12 protein-coding genes are annotated in these 15,713 nt (G+C 61.8%); 6 read left to right on the forward strand and 6 right to left on the reverse strand.

From position 1 onward, the window contains the following. The first annotated feature begins 53 nt into the window (after positions 1–53). Positions 54–233 carry a hypothetical protein gene (locus V3W39_RS14015; RefSeq protein WP_134868689.1) on the forward strand — a complete coding sequence of 60 codons (180 nt, stop codon included), beginning with the start codon at positions 54–56 and terminating at the stop codon, positions 231–233. Here the strand turns inward: V3W39_RS14015 and V3W39_RS14020 are convergent. Then, positions 230–1,291, reverse strand: coding sequence for an AI-2E family transporter (locus V3W39_RS14020; RefSeq protein ID WP_177120193.1), 1,062 nt, complete (start codon positions 1,289–1,291; stop codon positions 230–232). The two genes, V3W39_RS14015 and V3W39_RS14020, sit on opposite strands and share 4 nt — an antisense overlap. 149 nt (positions 1,292–1,440) lie before the next feature. On the opposite strand from V3W39_RS14020, the gene trhP reads away from it, so the two are divergent. The 4 genes from trhP to V3W39_RS14040 all read left to right on the forward strand — a co-directional run bounded on the left by trhP (position 1,441) and on the right by V3W39_RS14040 (position 8,572). Beyond that, positions 1,441–2,760, forward strand: coding sequence for a prephenate-dependent tRNA uridine(34) hydroxylase TrhP (trhP, locus tag V3W39_RS14025; RefSeq protein ID WP_177042569.1), 1,320 nt, complete (start codon positions 1,441–1,443; stop codon positions 2,758–2,760). A 345-nt stretch (positions 2,761–3,105) separates the two neighbouring features. Then, positions 3,106–4,347, forward strand: a complete 1,242-nt coding sequence (locus tag V3W39_RS14030) for an exonuclease SbcCD subunit D C-terminal domain-containing protein (RefSeq protein WP_330212804.1) — start codon at positions 3,106–3,108, stop codon at positions 4,345–4,347. Then, positions 4,344–7,982, forward strand: coding sequence for an AAA family ATPase (locus tag V3W39_RS14035; protein WP_330212805.1), 3,639 nt, complete (start codon positions 4,344–4,346; stop codon positions 7,980–7,982). Before V3W39_RS14030 ends, V3W39_RS14035 begins: the two co-directional genes overlap by 4 nt. Continuing rightward, a complete protein-coding gene (locus V3W39_RS14040; RefSeq protein WP_330212806.1) occupies positions 7,979–8,572 on the forward strand; it encodes a glutathione S-transferase in 594 nt (197 codons plus the stop codon). The genes V3W39_RS14035 and V3W39_RS14040 overlap by 4 nt, the downstream gene beginning before the upstream one ends. A 136-nt stretch (positions 8,573–8,708) precedes the next feature. Here V3W39_RS14040 and V3W39_RS14045 read toward each other — a convergent pair whose 3' ends face one another. The 5 genes from V3W39_RS14045 to V3W39_RS14065 form a co-directional block, all read right to left on the reverse strand. Then, positions 8,709–8,888, reverse strand: a complete 180-nt coding sequence (locus V3W39_RS14045; RefSeq protein WP_177042573.1) for a hypothetical protein — start codon at positions 8,886–8,888, stop codon at positions 8,709–8,711. A gap of 156 nt (positions 8,889–9,044) precedes the next feature. After that, positions 9,045–10,220, reverse strand: a complete 1,176-nt coding sequence (locus tag V3W39_RS14050) for a lactonase family protein (protein WP_330212807.1) — start codon at positions 10,218–10,220, stop codon at positions 9,045–9,047. Further along, complete coding sequence (locus V3W39_RS14055; protein ID WP_010172342.1) at positions 10,207–10,503, reverse strand: DUF5629 family protein; 297 nt, start codon at positions 10,501–10,503, stop codon at positions 10,207–10,209. The genes V3W39_RS14050 and V3W39_RS14055 overlap by 14 nt, the downstream gene beginning before the upstream one ends. A 118-nt stretch (positions 10,504–10,621) precedes the next feature. Continuing rightward, a complete protein-coding gene (locus V3W39_RS14060) occupies positions 10,622–12,997 on the reverse strand; it encodes an efflux RND transporter permease subunit (RefSeq protein WP_177120188.1) in 2,376 nt (791 codons plus the stop codon). Between the two features lie 15 nt (positions 12,998–13,012). Beyond that, the gene (locus tag V3W39_RS14065; protein WP_256352032.1) at positions 13,013–14,053 is read right to left on the reverse strand and encodes a WD40/YVTN/BNR-like repeat-containing protein; all 1,041 of its coding nucleotides are present in this window, start codon (positions 14,051–14,053) and stop codon (positions 13,013–13,015) included. A 428-nt stretch (positions 14,054–14,481) separates the two neighbouring features. Between V3W39_RS14065 and V3W39_RS14070 the strand changes: the two genes are divergently transcribed. Next, a complete protein-coding gene (locus tag V3W39_RS14070; protein ID WP_177076866.1) occupies positions 14,482–15,597 on the forward strand; it encodes a Gfo/Idh/MocA family protein in 1,116 nt (371 codons plus the stop codon). Positions 15,598–15,713 lie beyond the last annotated feature (116 nt).

The following is a 15,713-nucleotide window of genomic DNA, read 5'->3' on the forward strand; positions in this document are numbered from 1 at the left end:
CCCTTAAGGCCCGCGCACCGTAATGTCACCTCCATAGCTTATCGGAGGTCGTCATGCCCACTATCCAAATCATGTCCGTTATCGGCAGTGCCGTTCCCGCCCCACTCCGGGAGTTGGGTTTGCTCGCCTGCTGGTACCTGGTACGCGATGGCGAAGCCATCAGCGGCCCGCTCACCTCGTTACCGGCCGCCCAGGCCCTGTCGGTCAAGATGGCTGATTGCTTTCATGCCTAAGGCAGTTGCACCCGCGGTTTGGTTTCGACAAACAGCGCCCAACTGGACATGAACAAGGCAGCGATCAGCGGCCCGATGACAAAACCGTTCAGGCCAAAGATCGACAACCCGCCCAGGGTTGAGATCAGGATCAGGTAATCCGGCATCCGGGTGTCCTTGCCCACCAGGATCGGCCGCAACACGTTGTCCACCAGCCCGATCACAAACACCCCGAACAGCCCCAGCACCACGCCTTGCCAGATCGACCCGCTGAGCAGGAAATACGCCGCCACCGGCCCCCACACAATCCCCGCGCCCACCGCCGGCAGCAGCGAAAGAAACGCCATCAACACCGCCCAGAGCAAGGCACTGGGAATGTCCAGGAACCAGAAAATCAAACCACCCAGCGCGCCTTGCGTCACCGCCACCAGCACGTTGCCTTTCACCGTGGCCCGCACCACCCGGTTGAATTTCAGTTGCAGGCGACGTTTTTGCGGTTCGGCCAGTGGCACCGCGGTACGCACCTTGCGCACCAACTCCGGACCGTCCCGCAGCAGGAAGAACAGCAAATACAGCATGATGAAAAAGCTCACCAGGAAATCAAACGTGCCCTGGCCGAAGCTGAAGGCCTGGGTCGCGAAAAACTGGCTGCCCTGCATCGCGCTCTTGACGATCTTCTCCCGCAGGCCTTCCAGGTTGCCCATGCCAAAGCGGTCCAGCAGGTGCTGGAAGTACGGTGGCAGGAAATTCTTGAACTGTTCGATATACCCGGCGACGTCGAGCTTGCCGCTCTCGACGTTCTTGTACAGCGTGGCGCCCTCCTGCACCAGCAAGGCGCTGGTGATGATCACCGGCAAAATCGCGATCACCAGGCACACCGTCAGGGTCGCCAGCGAGGTGAAGTTGCGGTTCCAGCCAAAACGTTGCTGGAAGCGCCGTTGCATCGGCGCAAAGATGATCCCCAGGATTACCGCCCAGAACACCGCGCCGTAGAACGGCAGCAGAATCCAGATAAACGCGATGGTCACCAGGGCGAGCAGCAACAACAGGGTTTTGAATTGCAGGTTGGTTTGATTCATGGCCGATCCATCTCAAAAACACAGGACACTCATGTGCACCTTGATGCTTAGTCCGCCGCAAATCCTGCGAGTGCCCTATTTATTAGACCTGGATCAATAAACCGTGCGGCAGGCCCGGCTACCCTGCCGCCCTTTTGCGACCCTAACCCATGCCCCCCGTTATCGCCCCCGAACTGCTCGCCCCCGCCGGCACCCTGAAAAACATGCGTTACGCCTTTGCCTACGGCGCCGATGCCGTCTACGCCGGGCAACCGCGCTACAGCCTGCGGGTACGCAATAACGAGTTCGACCACGCCAACCTCGCCCTCGGCATCCAGGAAGCCCAGGCCCAGGGCAAGCGTTTCTACGTGGTGGTGAATATCGCGCCGCACAACGCCAAGCTGAAAACCTTCCTCAAGGACCTCGCCCCGGTGATCGCCATGGGCCCGGACGCGCTGATCATGTCCGACCCGGGCCTGATCATGCTGGTGCGCCGGCACTTCCCGCACATGCCGATCCACCTGTCGGTGCAGGCCAATACCGTGAACTGGGCCAGCGTCGAGTTCTGGCAGGCCCAGGGCATCTGCCGGATCATCCTGTCGCGGGAGCTGTCGCTGGAAGAGATCGAAGAAATTCGCCAGCACGTCCCCGCCATGGAGCTGGAAGTGTTTGTGCACGGCGCGCTGTGCATGGCCTATTCCGGGCGCTGCCTGCTGTCGGGCTACATGAACAAGCGCGATGCCAACCAGGGCACGTGCACCAACGCCTGCCGCTGGAAATACCAGGCCACTCCCGCCGTGGAAAATGCCACGGGCGACATCGTGCAGCAGTACGCGCCCGAACCGACCCTGGGCCTCGGCGCCTCCACCGATCAGGTGTTCCTGTTGCAGGAGGCCAACCGCCCTGATGAACAGATGCCCGCCTTCGAAGACGAGCACGGCACCTACATCATGAACGCCAAGGACCTGCGGGCGGTGCAGCACGTGGAGCGGCTGACGGGCATGGGCGTGCATTCCCTGAAGATCGAAGGCCGCACTAAATCCCACTTCTATTGCGCCCGCACCACCCAGGTGTATCGCCAGGCGATTGATGACGCGGTGGCCGGGCGCGACTTCGACCGGGGCCTGATGACCAACCTCGAATCCCTGGCCCAGCGCGGCTATACCGAAGGTTTCCTGCGCCGGCACGTGCACGATGAATACCAGAACTACCAGAACGGCAGCTCGGTTTCAGAACGCCAGCAGTTCGTCGGCGAGCTGACCGGTGAGCGGCGCGGCGAGTTGGCCGAGGTCAAGGTAAAGAACCGGTTTGCCGTGGGCAATCACCTGGAACTGATGACCCCGGCGGGGAATTTCCACTTCGACCTGGCCACGCTGCACAACGCCAAGGGCGAGGCGATCGAGGTGGCGCCGGGCGACGGGCATACGGTGTATCTGCCGATCCCGGCGGAAATGGACCTGCGCTTTGGCCTTCTAATGCGCGACGTTTAATTTCGCCAAACACCTTAATGAGGTTGAGACAGCTTGCTGTGGCGAGGAGCTTGCTGTGGCGAGGGAGCTTGCTCCCGCTGGGCTGCGAAGCGGCCCCAAAACAGGCAAATGCGCTTCTTCCTGGAAAACCGCATCAGCCGGATCAGGGCCGCTTCGCGCCCCAGCGGGAGCAAGCTCCCTCGCCACAGCAAGCTCCCTACCACAGCAAGCTCCCCACCACAGCAAGCTCCCTCGCCACAAAAAGCAGGGTGTGCGCGCAATAGGTTCATTAGCACAGTAGAATTGGCGGTTCTGCGTACCGCCATCCTGTCTTGAGCGGTCACCCTCTTTTTTACGGAGATCGCCTTGCGTCTGTTTCACACCTCCGACTGGCACCTTGGGCAAAACCTCCACGGCCAGGAACGCGACTTCGAACACGCCTGCTTCCTCGACTGGCTGCTGGGCCAGTTGGGCCTGCACCGCCCTGATGTGCTGCTGATCGCCGGCGATATCTTCGACACGGTCAACCCGCCGCTCAAGGCCCAGGAGCGCCTGTATGACTTCATCATCAGCGCCCACGAGCAAAACCCCGCGCTGACCATCGTGATGATCGCCGGCAACCACGATTCCGGTTCACGCATCGAATTGCCAGCGCCGCTGATGCGCCGTCTGCGCACCCACGCCCTGGGCCGGGTGCTGTGGCTGGATGACGGGCAACTGGATGTCGAACGCCTGCTGATTCCATTGCCCGATGCCAGCGGTGAAATCGCCGGCTGGTGCCTGGCCCTGCCCTTCCTGCGCCCGGCCGAAGTGACCGGCGCGCAACTGGGGGACGATTACCTGCGGGGCATCGGTCAGGTGCATGAATGGCTGATCGCCGCCGCCAACGCCAAGCGCCAGCCAGGCCAGGCGCTGGTTGCCATCAGCCATGCGCACATGGCCGGCGGCTCGGTGTCGGAAGACTCCGAGCGCAGCCTGATCATCGGCAATGCCGAGGCGCTGCCCGCCAGCCTGTTCGATGCCAGCGTCAGTTACGTGGCCCTCGGCCATTTGCACAAACCCCAGCGGGTGAATGGGGAGGAGCGGATTCGCTACTGCGGCTCGCCGATCCCGCTGTCATTTTCGGAAATCGGCTACCAGCATCAGATCCTCGACGTGCAGCTGGACGGCGAAACCCTGGTCAGCGTCGAATCACGGCTGATCCCCCGTTCGGTCAACCTGCAACGCCTGGAAGCCGCACCCCTGGCCGATATCCTCAAGCAACTGGCCGACTTGCCCGACATCGACCTGCTGGCCGAAACCCAGCGCCAGCCCTGGCTGGAAGTGCGGGTGCGCCTCGACGAGCCGCAACCCGACCTGCGCCAGCAAGTGGAAAATGCCCTGCAAGGCAAAGCCGTGCGCCTGGTGCGCATCGCCGCCGAATACGCCGGCAGCGGCAGCCGCGAAGACAGCCAGGAAGACCGCCTGATCGAACTCGACCAGCTCACGCCCCAGGAATTGTTCAGCCGCGCCTGGCAGGAAAGCTACGGCAGTGAAGTGGACGAACAAACCTTGAAGGACTTCGCCGTGCTGCTCCAGGAAGTGCAACAGGAGGGCGAACAGCCATGAAGATCCTCGCCATTCGCCTGAAAAACCTCGCCTCGTTGGCGGGCCCGTTTGAAATCGACTTCACCGCCGAGCCCCTGGCCAGCGCCGGGTTGTTCGCGATTACCGGGCCCACCGGCGCCGGTAAAAGTACCTTGCTCGATGCCCTGTGCCTGGCGCTGTTTGGCGCCGTGCCGCGCCTGGGCGATACCGGCCAGGCAAAAATGCCGGATGCCGATACCGACATTTCCATCGGCGACCCGCGCACCCTGGTTCGCCGGGGCACCGGCGGGGGTTATGCCGAAGTGGATTTTGTCGGCGTCAGCGGCCGCCGCTACCGCGCCCGCTGGGAAGCCAACCGCGCCCGGGACAAGGCCAGCGGCAAGCTGCAAAACAGCCGGCAAAGCCTGATCGACCTGGACAGCGAGCAACTGCTGGCCAGCCAGAAAACCGAATACAAAACCCAGCTGGAACTGGCCCTGGGCCTGAACTTCGAGCAGTTCACCCGCGCCGTGTTGCTGGCCCAAAGTGAGTTCAGCGCGTTCCTCAAGGCCAACGACAACGAGCGCAGCGAACTGCTGGAAAAGCTCACCGACACCGCGCTCTACACCCAGCTCGGCCGCCGCGCCTTCGACAAGGCCAAGGATGCCCGGGACGCCCACAAGCAGCTGCAAGACCAGGCCACCGGCTTTACCCCACTGGCCCCCGAAGCCCGCGCCGAACTGGACGCACAACTGGCCGCCGCCCAGCAGCAACTCAAGACCCAACAGGCGCAACTCAAGCAGCTTGAGCTGCAGCACACCTGGCTCAAGGAACTGCGGGAATGGCAGGAGCGCCAGCAAGGCGCAGCCGAACAGCTGCAACAGGCCCAGCAACACTGGGAAAGCCAGGGCCCGCAACGCCTGGACCTCAGCCGCCTGGAACAACTGGCGCCGCAACGTCACCACTTCGCCCGCCAGGCCGAACTGACCGCACAGTTGCAGCCCCTCGCCGCACAGATCCAGCAGCACCTTGAGCAGCAAGCCGCGCTGCACACCTGCCAGACGCAACTGCAACAGCAACAGACCGACGTGCACGCCGCCCTCGCCCAGGCCCTGAAACAGCAAGCTGATGCCGTGCCCTTGCTGCGCCAGGCGTTCGAGGAGCAAACCACCCTCGCCCACCTGACCCGTGAGCTGGCCAGGCGCAGTGAAGAAAAACAGCTGGGCGAAGCCGCCTGTGTGGAAGGCCAGGCGACATTGACCGGCTTGCTCGACAAGCAAAAACTCGTCGCCGAACGCCTGAACCGGCTGGCCGCGGAGCTTGAGCGCAGCGCCGCGCTTGCGCCTTTGAGCGACGCCTGGAGCGCGTACCGCGACCGCTTGCAACAGTTGATGCTGATCGGCAACCGCCTGAATAAAGGCCAGGCTGAACTGCCGCAACTGGAAGAGCGCGCCACCCGCCTCGGTGAAAAGTGGACCGAGCAACGTGAAGCCCTCGACCTGCTGTACCACGAAGCCGGCGCCGAGCCTCATGCGGTGGCCGAGCAGATTCAATTGCTGGGCAGCCTGCTGCAGGACAATCGCAAGCAACATCGCGCGTTTGAAGACCTGGCGCGGCTGTGGGAAACCAGTCAAAAGCTGGACGTGCGCGCCAATGACCTTATTGCCAAGCAGCAGGCCGCCAAGCAACAACGTGAAGAGTTCAACCGAGTCGGCGTTCAAGCCAAGGCGGACCTTGCGGTAGCCGAGCAAACCCTTTCGGTTATTCAGCAGTTGCTGGAACGTCAGCGACTGGCCCGTGATATCAACGTTCAAACGTTGCGCGAACAATTAGAGTCCGAGCAACCCTGCCCCGTGTGTGGAAGCATCGAACACCCTTATCACTCATCCGAAGTATTGCTCAGCAGCCTTGAGCGCCACGATGAGGATGAAGTGACCAATGCCCGCAAAGCCGTTGATGCACTAAAAGAAAAGATGGACGGGCTGCGCACGGAGCTGGGGGAGCTGATTGCCCAGCAAAAAGAGCTTTTGCGCCAACAACAAGATGTCGCGACAGAACAACAGGCCCTGGCTCCGAGCCTTGAAGCCCATCCGTTGTCAGCCTCGCTGTTCAACCAGGATGCAGCCAAACGTGATGCCTGGCTTGCCCAGCAACTGAGCCAGCTCAGCCAGAGCCTCAGCCAGGATGAACAACGCCAGGGCGCCCTGCTCAACCTGCAACAAAACGCCGGGCGCATGCAGCAGCAACTGCAAGCCGCCCAGGACGCCAGCCAACAGGCGCGCCAATTGCTTATCGACCAGCAGCGGGAACTGGCCAACGACCGCGAACGCCTGGACGAAGAGCTCAACGCCTTCGCCAGCCTGTTGCCCACCGAGACCCTCGATGGCCTGCGCAGCGAGCCGGCGGCGACCTTCATGTTGCTCGACCAACAAGTCAGCCAGCGCCTGGAGCAGCTGGATAACCAGAAAGAAGAACTGGCCGAACAGCTCCAGCGCCAGCAGGCCATCGACAAGGAAACGGACCGCCAGCAACATCGCCAGCAGCAACTGGAGACCTTGCAGAAACAGCTCGCCGAACAGAGCACCCTGCAACAGGCTGCCGAGGCAAAACTCGCCGGGCTGCTGGGGGAAAACTCCAGCGCCGAACACTGGCAACAGCAACTGGACCAGGCCGTCGAGCAGGCGCGGCAGCATGAGACCGAGGCCAACCAACAGTTGCAGGACACCCGCAACCAGTTGATCCAACTGGCCGCCGACCTCAAGTCACTGCAGGAGCGCCAACAGGCTCTGGACACCGAGCAACAGGCCCTCACTACGCGCCTCGGTGACTGGCGTGCCTTGCACCCGGAACTCGATGACCAAGGTCTGGCGCGCCTGGTGGCCTTCGATGAGCCACAGGTGGCCGAGCTTCGCCAGCAACTGCAACACAGCGAAAAAGCCGTCGAACAGGCCAAGGTGCTGCTGCAGGAGCGCGAACAGCGGCTCAAGGATCACCAGGCACTGCACAACGGCAACCTCGACGCCGAGCAACTGGACAGCGCCCTGGCCGAACTCAACGCAGCGTTGGCCATTGGCGAAAAACACTGCGCCGAACTGCGCGCACAGCAAGCCGATGACCAGCGTCGCCAGGACGCCAACCAGGCGCTGGCGGCCGAAATCGCCAAGGCTTACGAAGAATGGCAACGCTGGGCACGCCTGAATGCGCTGATCGGCTCGGCCACCGGCGATACCTTCCGCAAGATCGCCCAGGCCTACAACCTCGACCTGCTGGTGCACCACGCCAACGTGCAACTGCGCCAACTGGTGCGCCGCTACCGCCTGAAACGCGGCGGCAGCATGCTGGGCCTGCTGGTGCTCGACACGGAAATGGGCGACGAACTGCGCTCGGTGCACTCGTTGTCCGGTGGCGAGACGTTCCTGGTGTCGCTGGCGCTGGCGTTGGGCCTGGCGTCGATGGCCTCCAGTACGTTGAAGATCGAATCGCTGTTTATCGACGAAGGCTTTGGCAGCCTCGACCCCGAATCCCTGCAACTGGCGATGGACGCCCTTGACGGCTTGCAGGCTCAGGGCCGCAAGGTGGCGGTGATTTCCCACGTGCAGGAAATGCACGAACGGATTCCGGTGCAGATTCAGGTCAAGCGCCAGGGCAATGGCTTGAGCACCCTGGAGGTCAAGTGAGCCAGGCGGTGTTGTATTCGTTCCGCCGTTGCCCGTATGCGATGCGGGCGCGGATGGCCCTGCGGTATTGCGGGGTAGCGGTGCAGATTGTCGAGGTGAGCCTCAAGGCCAAGCCGGCTGAAATGCTTGCGCTGTCACCCAAGGGCACGGTGCCGGTGCTGAGTGTGGATGGCCGGGTGATCGATGAGAGCCTGGGGATTATGCGCTGGGCGCTGGCGCAAAATGATCCCGAGGGCTGGTTGCTGGCGGATGAGGCGGCGACGCAGGCGCTGATTGACGAGAATGATCAGGGCTTCAAACGTCAATTGAATCGATACAAGTATGCCGAGCGTTATCCGGAGCAGCCGATGGAGGTTTATCGGGCGCAAGGTGAGGTGTTTTTGTTGAAGCTGGAGGGATTGCTGGCCGGGCGGGAGTATTTGCTGGCCGGGCATTTGAGCCTGGCGGATGTGGCACTGGTGCCGTTTATAAGGCAGTTTGCCCACGTGGATCGGGAATGGTTTGCCCGGGCGCCTTATCCGCGGTTGCAGGGGTGGTTGCGGCGGTTTCTGGAGTCGCCGCTGTTTGTCGCGGTGATGGCAAAACCTTGAGGTCAGAGCCAGCTTTTGTGGCGAGGGAGCTTGCTCCCGCTGGGTTGCGAAGCGACCCCAAAAATGGGACTGCTGCGCAGTCCAGCGGGAGCAAGCTCCCTCGCCACAACAAACCTGCTCTTAAAGAGTATTGCGCTCAGTTCTGGATTTTGTGGTCCAGGGCTGCGTAGAAGTTGGCGCTTTGTTGCAGGTATTTCTGGGTGTAGGCGCTGGTGCTGGATTTTTTGCTGCTGATCTCAACGCTGGCGCTGGCTGGCAACGCTACGGTGGCAGAAACAGCGGAAGCGGCGATGATCGAGAAGAGATTGAAGTTCATGTCGGTAACCCTTGTGTTCGGTTGGCTTGGTGGCCTGTGTTGGCCTTGGAACCAAACTTACGCCCGAGGGGTTAGCCTTAGAAATTCATTGAAACACTAGCCGCTATCAATACGATTAATACAAGGGGGCAGGCCCCGCACTGCGGGGCCTGTGGCTTAGTGTCGCACCAGGAACTTGAGGTCGCTGGGGGCATCAATCGCCAGTTTCTGCGTGGTTTTGCCTAAAAGACCGGTCTTGGGATCGCGCTCGACGACCACAATCTGGTTGCTCTTCTGGTTGGCAATCAGCAGGAACCTGCCGCTGGGGTCCAGGGCGAATTCCCGGGGGTGATCACCTTCCACCGAGCGGCGCTGGATCTCTTTCAACTGCGCGGTGGCGGGGTCGATGGCAAATACCAGCATCTGGTTGGCGGTGCCACGGTTGCTCACGTAGAGGAACTTGCCGTCGCTTGAGGTGTGCAGCGCAGCGCCGGCCTTGTCGGACACCGGCTGGCCGTCAGCGAAGTTGACCAACTGCTTCTGGGTCAGCTTGCCATCGTTGTAGTCGAACACCGCAACCTGCGCGCTCATCTCGGTGGTCAGCCAGGCGTGCTTGCCATCCGCGGTGAACAGCAGGTGACGCGGGCCGCTGCCCGGAGGCAGTTGCACAAACGCAGGGTCGGCCGGGGTCAGCGGCAGTTCATGGTTGGCCTTGGGGTCGTAGCGGTAGGCAAAGATCTTGTCCGCACCGAGGTCCTGGACAAACACGTATTTGCCGTCCGGCGAAGACACCACCGAGTGCACGTGGTTGGACGCCTGGCGTTCAGGGTTGACCCGGCTGGCCGGGTGCCCGCTCAGTTGCACCGGCGGTGACAGCTTGCCTTCGGCGTCTACCGGCAATACCGCGAGGCTGCCGCCTGGATCTTCCAGCACCGAATAGTTGGCCACGAACAGGTAACGCCCGTCACTGGCCAGGCTGGAATGGGTCGGCTCGTTGCCCAGGCTCTGCACCTGGTTGATCAGGGTCAGTTGATGGTTCTTCGGGTCGATGCTGTAACTGCTCACGCGCCCTACCGGGTCTTTCTGGCCCGGGCCGTTTTCATTCACCACAAACAGGTGTTTCTGGTCTTTGGACAGGGTCAGCCACGACGGGTTGGCTGCCTTGGCGGCGAGCACCGGCTGGCCGCTGAACTGCCCGGTGCGGCTGTCGAACTGCAGGCGGTAGATGCCTTCGCTGGTGCCGGCGGTGTAGCTGCCCACCAGCAATTCAAAGGTGTCCACCGGCGCGGCCTGGACCGACATCGCGCCTACGCTGCCGGCCATCAGCAGGGGCCAGAATTTACGCATCATCATCCGCTTCATCCTCGTCATTATTGTTGCCGGTAACGCCGCTCATGCAGACCAGGCGGTGTTCGCCCGAGTCACCGGTAAGGGTCCAGCTTTGCAAGGTCTGATCAAAGGTCGCCGCCTTGACCTGCTCCAGGCTGAAACTCCAGCGCTTCTCGGCACGACCGTCCATGCAGATGATCAGTAACTTCTGGTCATCCAGGCTGAAATCGAAGGTATGCAGGCCATCGATCTCGACCATCTGGCAGTCTTCAAAAGCGTTGAGCAAGGTAGCGGTGTCGGCAGTCATAACCATCAATCATCAAGGGGAAAGACCTCATGATAGGTCAAATCGTTGCATCGGCCTAAGCCCGCGCAATGCAAAACGCCGTGGCACAGGCCACGGCGTTTTGGCGAACAGCGTTGGATCAGTGAGCGAACAGCGAATTGCCCTTCTGCCCCGCCAGCTTCTCGGGCTTGATCAGGAAGCGTGCCAACGCCGGCAACAGCCACAGCGCGCCGAACATGTTCCACAGCAGCATGAAGGTCAGCATCAGGCCCATGTCGGCCTGGAACTTGATCGCCGAGAAGATCCAGGTGCACACGCCGATGGCCAGGCACAGGCCGGTGAACAGCACGGCTTTACCGGTGGACTTGAGGGTCTGGTAATAGGCTTCCTGCAACGGCAAACCAGCCCGCAGGAAACTCTCCAGGCGGCTGTAGATGTAGATGCCGTAGTCCACGCCAATCCCCACGCCCAGCGCCACCACCGGCAAGGTCGCAACCTTGACGCCGATGCCCATGAACGCCATCAGCGCGTTGCCCAGCACCGAGGTCAGCACCAGCGGCAGCACGATGCACAGGGTCGCCGCCCAGGAACGGAAGGTGATCATGCACATGGTGGCGACGCACAGGTACACCAGGATCAGGATGATCAGCTCGGACTCCTTGATCACCTCGTTGGTGGCGGCCTCGATCCCGGCGTTACCGGCGGCGAGGATGAATTCCAGGCCGTCCTTGTTGTTCTCCCTGGCGAAGTCCTGCACCGCATGCACCGCGCGATCGAGGGTCTCGGCCTTGTGGTCGTTGAGGAACACCAGTACCGGCGCCAGGGAGCAATTGTTGTTGTACAGGCCATCGGCACGGGCGATGGAGTTGTTCAACACGTCGGGGTTGCGCGACAGGGTTTCCCATTTCAGGTTGCCCTCGTTCATGCCCTTGATCATCTGCTTGGACACGGTCACCAGCGAGATGGCCGACTGCACGCCCTCGGTGTTCTGCATCTTCCACATCAACTGGTCGATGGGCGCCATGGCTTCATAGCGCGAGCAGCCTTCGGGCGGCGTCTTGACCATCACCACCAGCACGTCGGAGCTGGTGGAGTAGTTGTTGATGATGAAGTTGTTGTCCTTGTTGTAGCGCGAGTCCGGGCGCAGTTCCGGCGCGCCCTGGTCGAGGTCGCCGATCTTCAGGTTCTGGCTGTACCAGAGGCCGCCACCGAAGGCGACCAGCGCCAGGGCAATCGACACCGGGGCGACTTTGGGGCTGGCGAACTTCGAGAGCAGGCGCCAGAACGGGTGTTCGCGGTGGGCGTCTTTCTTGCTGCGCTCGATGGCGCGCTTGCTGATGCCCGCGTAGGAGATCGCTACCGGCAGCAGGATCAGGTTGGTGAACACGATCACCGCCACCCCCACCGAGGCGCCGATGGCCAGTTCGCGGATCACGCCGATGTCGATGATCAGCAGGGTGATAAAACCCACCGCATCGGCGAGGATCGCGATCATGCCCGGCAGGAACAACTGGCGGAAAGTACGCCGGGCTGCGGTCAGGGCGTTGTCGGCATCACTGGATTGCAGGGCGATCCCGTTGATCTTCTGCACGCCGTGGGAAATGCCGATGGCGAAGATCAGGAACGGTACCAGCATCGAGTAGGGATCCAGCCCGAAACCCAGGGCATGCATCAGCCCCAACTGCCAGATCACCGCCACCAGCGTGGTGCTCAACACCGCGACGGTACTGCGCAGGCAGTTGGTGAACCACAGCAGCAACACCAGGGTGATGACGAAGGCGATCCCGAAGAACAGCACCACCATCACCAGGCCGTCGATCAGGTCGCCGACCTTCTTGGCAAACCCGACGATATGGATCTTGACGTTGGGGTTCTGCGCTTCGAACTTGTCGCGGATCTTGTCTTCGAGTTCATGGGAGAACTTGCGGTAGTCCAGGGCCAGCAACTTGCCCTGGTCTTGCGGGTCGGGATAGGACTCCAGCAGCGGAATGTCGACGATGCTCGACTTGAAATCGTTGGCCACCAGCCGCCCCACCTGCCCGGACTTGAGCACGTTGTTGCGCAGCTGGTCGAGGCTTTCCGGCGAGCCGTTGTAGCTCTGCGGGATCACTTCGCCGCCGGCAAAACCTTCCTCGGTAACTTCGGTCCAGCGCACGCTGGGGCTCCACAGGGACTTGAGCCCGGAGCGGTCGACGCCGGAGATGTAGAACACCTCGTCGTTGATCTGGCGCAGGGTCTCCATGTATTCCTTGGTGAAGATGTCACCGTCCTTGGCTTCCACCGAAATGCGCACGGTGTTGCCCAGGTTCGCCAGGTCGTTGCGGTGCTCCATCATCTTCTCGATGAAGGGGTGCTTTAAGGGGATCATTTTTTCGAAGCTGGTGGACGGGCGAATCAACGTCGCCTGCCAGAACAGGAAAATACTCACCAACAGGCAGATCGTGATCACTGCCGGGCGGTTATTGAAAATCAGGCGCTCGAGAAACGTGGCCTTGTCGTTGTGATGACTGCTCATTGTGTCCCCGCCTTCTTATTGTTTTGTCGGCTCGGCGCCGGTTGGACTGGCCACGCGAACGCCGCCCTGCCCCGCCAGAATCAAGTTGCCGTTGCCCGCCGCCGTGACCGCCGACAGCGAGATGCGGTCCGGGCGATTGAATACGCTGAAGGTCAGGCCGTCGTCGTGGCTGACCACCACGCTGCCGCCGTTGCCCACCACCACGATGGAGCCGTCGTCCAGCAGGGTCGCCCCCGACAGGCCGAACTCCAGCGCGCCACGGGTGGCGTTCAATTCCACCGGCTCCCAGGTGCTGCCAAAATCCGTGGAGCGAAACAGGTTGCCGCGCAAGCCGTAGGCCAACAGGGTTTGCGCCTGGGCAGTGCCGATCACGCCGAACAGCGAGCCCTCGTAGGGGCCTTCGAGTTTTTCCCAGGTTTGCCCCTCGTCATGGGAGCGGAACATGCTGCCCTGCTCGCCGACGATAAACAGCCCGGCGTCTTTGACCTGGGCAATGGCGTTGAGGTGGTATTGGTCTTCGTTGTCGAGACGGTCGCTGACGTCGTCCCAGGTCTTGCCGCCGTCGGTGGTTTCGACCAGCGCACCGTAGGCGCCCACGGCAAAGCCGGTGCTGGCGTCCTTGAACCAGACGTCGAGCAGCGGCGCTTCGCGCTTGAGGTCCTGGAATTGCTGGGTCCAGGTCACGCCGCCATCGGTGCTGGCGAGGATCTGTGCGTCATGGCCCACGGCCCAGCCGTGTTGGTCGTCGGCGAAAAACACGGCCGTCAGCAGTTGCCGGGTGGGCACTTTGGCCTGGGTCCAGGTGGCGCCCTGGTCGTCGGAATAGAGAATGTGCCCGCGATCACCGACGGCGACCAGGCGTTTGCCTGCGTGCACCACGTCGATCATCAGGCTTTTGGCGGCCTTGGGGGAATCAATGGCAAACACCGCTGCGGCGGGGGTTTCAGTGGCGGCGTGGGCCGCTGTCGACAACGCGACAGCTCCCAGCAACGAGAGCGCTGTGGCCAGCAATGCGACCCTGCGCGTGGCCTTCGGGCGGAAAAACACCACACCCATGACAGGCTCACTCATAGACCTTTCTCCCATTTATTATTGTTAGGTCGTCTTGCCGTGAGGAGCCCTGAAACCTGCAATCTAGAGCGCCTTGGGCAAGCTGGGCCATCCTAGCGGGCTTTGGAATCGTCTGACAATCGGCGCTACGTTATGTTTTGTTAACTGGAAGGGGTTAAGCCGGTGCTGAATGTAATGCTATCAGTAGCGGTGATCCTTGGAGGGTGGGCTGTTGTGGCGAGGGAGCTTGCTCCCGCTGGGCTGCGTAGCGGCCCCAAAATCTTGGGAGCGCTTCGCACTCCAGCGGGAGCAAGCTCCCTCACCACAGGGGTACTGTGATTCGCGGGAATGAATTTTTATTCTATCTATTGAATATTGGGAATATTTATTCCATAAATAGGCTTCTGACAACAATAATTCGAAGGTACCTGGCTATGCGCGAACTCGGAATCGGCCTGATTGGCACAGGCTTTATGGGGCGTGCCCACGCCCTGGCGTTCAATAACGCGCGGGCGGTGTTCGAGCTGCCGGTGAAGCTTACCCTGGCCGCCCTGGCCGATGCCGATACCGAACGCGCCAAGCGCTGCGCCAGCGACTGGGGATTTGCCCAGGCACATGGCGACTGGCAGCAGTTGATCGACGACCCCAAGGTGGATGTCGTCGCCATCACCACTCCCAACCATTTGCACTATCCGATGGCCATGGCTGCCCTGGCGGCAGGCAAGGCGGTGTATTGCGAGAAGCCGTTGGCCGTGAGCCTGGAACAGGCGGCGGCCATGCGCGATGCGGCGAGCAAGGCCGGGGTGGTGACCCGGGTGGGCTACAACTATCAGCACAACCCGATGATTGGCCTGGCCCGGCAGTTGATCGACAGCGGTGAGTTGGGAGAGATCATCAGTTTCCAAGGGGAATTCAGCGAGGATTTCATGGCGGATGCAGCGTCGCCCTGGTCGTGGCGCTGTGAGGTGGGGCATGCCGGTGGGGCCTTGGCGGACCTGGGCAGTCATTTGCTGTCCATGGCGCGCTATCTGGTGGGGGATGTCGTAAGTGTGTGTGCCGATACGCAGACGGTGCACGGGCAGCGGCCAGCCACGGCGGGGAGTGAGACGCTGCGGGAGATTGCGGTGGATGATCAGGTGCATGCGTTGTTGCGGTTTGCCAACGGTGCGCGGGGGACGGTGAGCAGCAGTTGGCTGAAGCATGGGTATAAGAATCACCTGAGCTTTGAGATCAGTGGCACGCGGGGCACGTTGTTGTTTGATCAGGAGCGGTTGAATGAATTGCAGCTGTTCCGGGTTGGGCAGGAGGGGTTTCAACGGTTGCTGGCGGGGCCTGCGCTTGCGGGGTATGCGGCGTTCAGTCCGGCGCCGGGGCATCAGTTGGGGTACAACGAGTTGAAGACGCTGGAGGTGCATGAGCTGGTGATGGCGCTGGCTGGCAAAGGCAGTGATGGGACGGATTTTGCGGCGGCTTGGGAGGTGGAGCGGTTGGCGGCGGCAATTCGGGTGGCGGCTCGGGAGGAGCGGTGGGTCAGGCTGAGTGAGGTTTAAAGGATAGAGGAGATCAAATGTGGGAGCCGGGCTTGCCCGCGATAGCGGTGTGTCAGCCAGCATATTCGCTGACTGTTACACCGCTATCGCAGGCAAGCCAGCTCCCACAGAAGCCA

It is taken from the genome of Pseudomonas sp. Z18(2022), from assembly GCF_036346535.1.
Classification (GTDB): Bacteria; Pseudomonadota; Gammaproteobacteria; order Pseudomonadales; family Pseudomonadaceae; genus Aquipseudomonas; species Aquipseudomonas yamanorum_A.

What these genes read in the sequence shown, in the direction of transcription:
- V3W39_RS14015 (WP_134868689.1), top strand. Translation starts at nt 54, where the DNA reads ATGCCCACTATCCAAATCATGTCCGTTATCGGCAGTGCCGTTCCCGCC.
- V3W39_RS14020 (WP_177120193.1), bottom strand. Translation starts at nt 1,291, where the DNA reads ATGAATCAAACCAACCTGCAATTCAAAACCCTGTTGTTGCTGCTCGCC.
- trhP (WP_177042569.1), top strand. Translation starts at nt 1,441, where the DNA reads ATGCCCCCCGTTATCGCCCCCGAACTGCTCGCCCCCGCCGGCACCCTG.
- V3W39_RS14035 (WP_330212805.1), top strand. Translation starts at nt 4,344, where the DNA reads ATGAAGATCCTCGCCATTCGCCTGAAAAACCTCGCCTCGTTGGCGGGC.
- V3W39_RS14045 (WP_177042573.1), bottom strand. Translation starts at nt 8,888, where the DNA reads ATGAACTTCAATCTCTTCTCGATCATCGCCGCTTCCGCTGTTTCTGCC.
- V3W39_RS14050 (WP_330212807.1), bottom strand. Translation starts at nt 10,220, where the DNA reads ATGATGATGCGTAAATTCTGGCCCCTGCTGATGGCCGGCAGCGTAGGC.
- V3W39_RS14055 (WP_010172342.1), bottom strand. Translation starts at nt 10,503, where the DNA reads ATGACTGCCGACACCGCTACCTTGCTCAACGCTTTTGAAGACTGCCAG.
- V3W39_RS14060 (WP_177120188.1), bottom strand. Translation starts at nt 12,997, where the DNA reads ATGAGCAGTCATCACAACGACAAGGCCACGTTTCTCGAGCGCCTGATT.
- V3W39_RS14065 (WP_256352032.1), bottom strand. Translation starts at nt 14,053, where the DNA reads ATGGGTGTGGTGTTTTTCCGCCCGAAGGCCACGCGCAGGGTCGCATTG.
- V3W39_RS14070 (WP_177076866.1), top strand. Translation starts at nt 14,482, where the DNA reads ATGCGCGAACTCGGAATCGGCCTGATTGGCACAGGCTTTATGGGGCGT.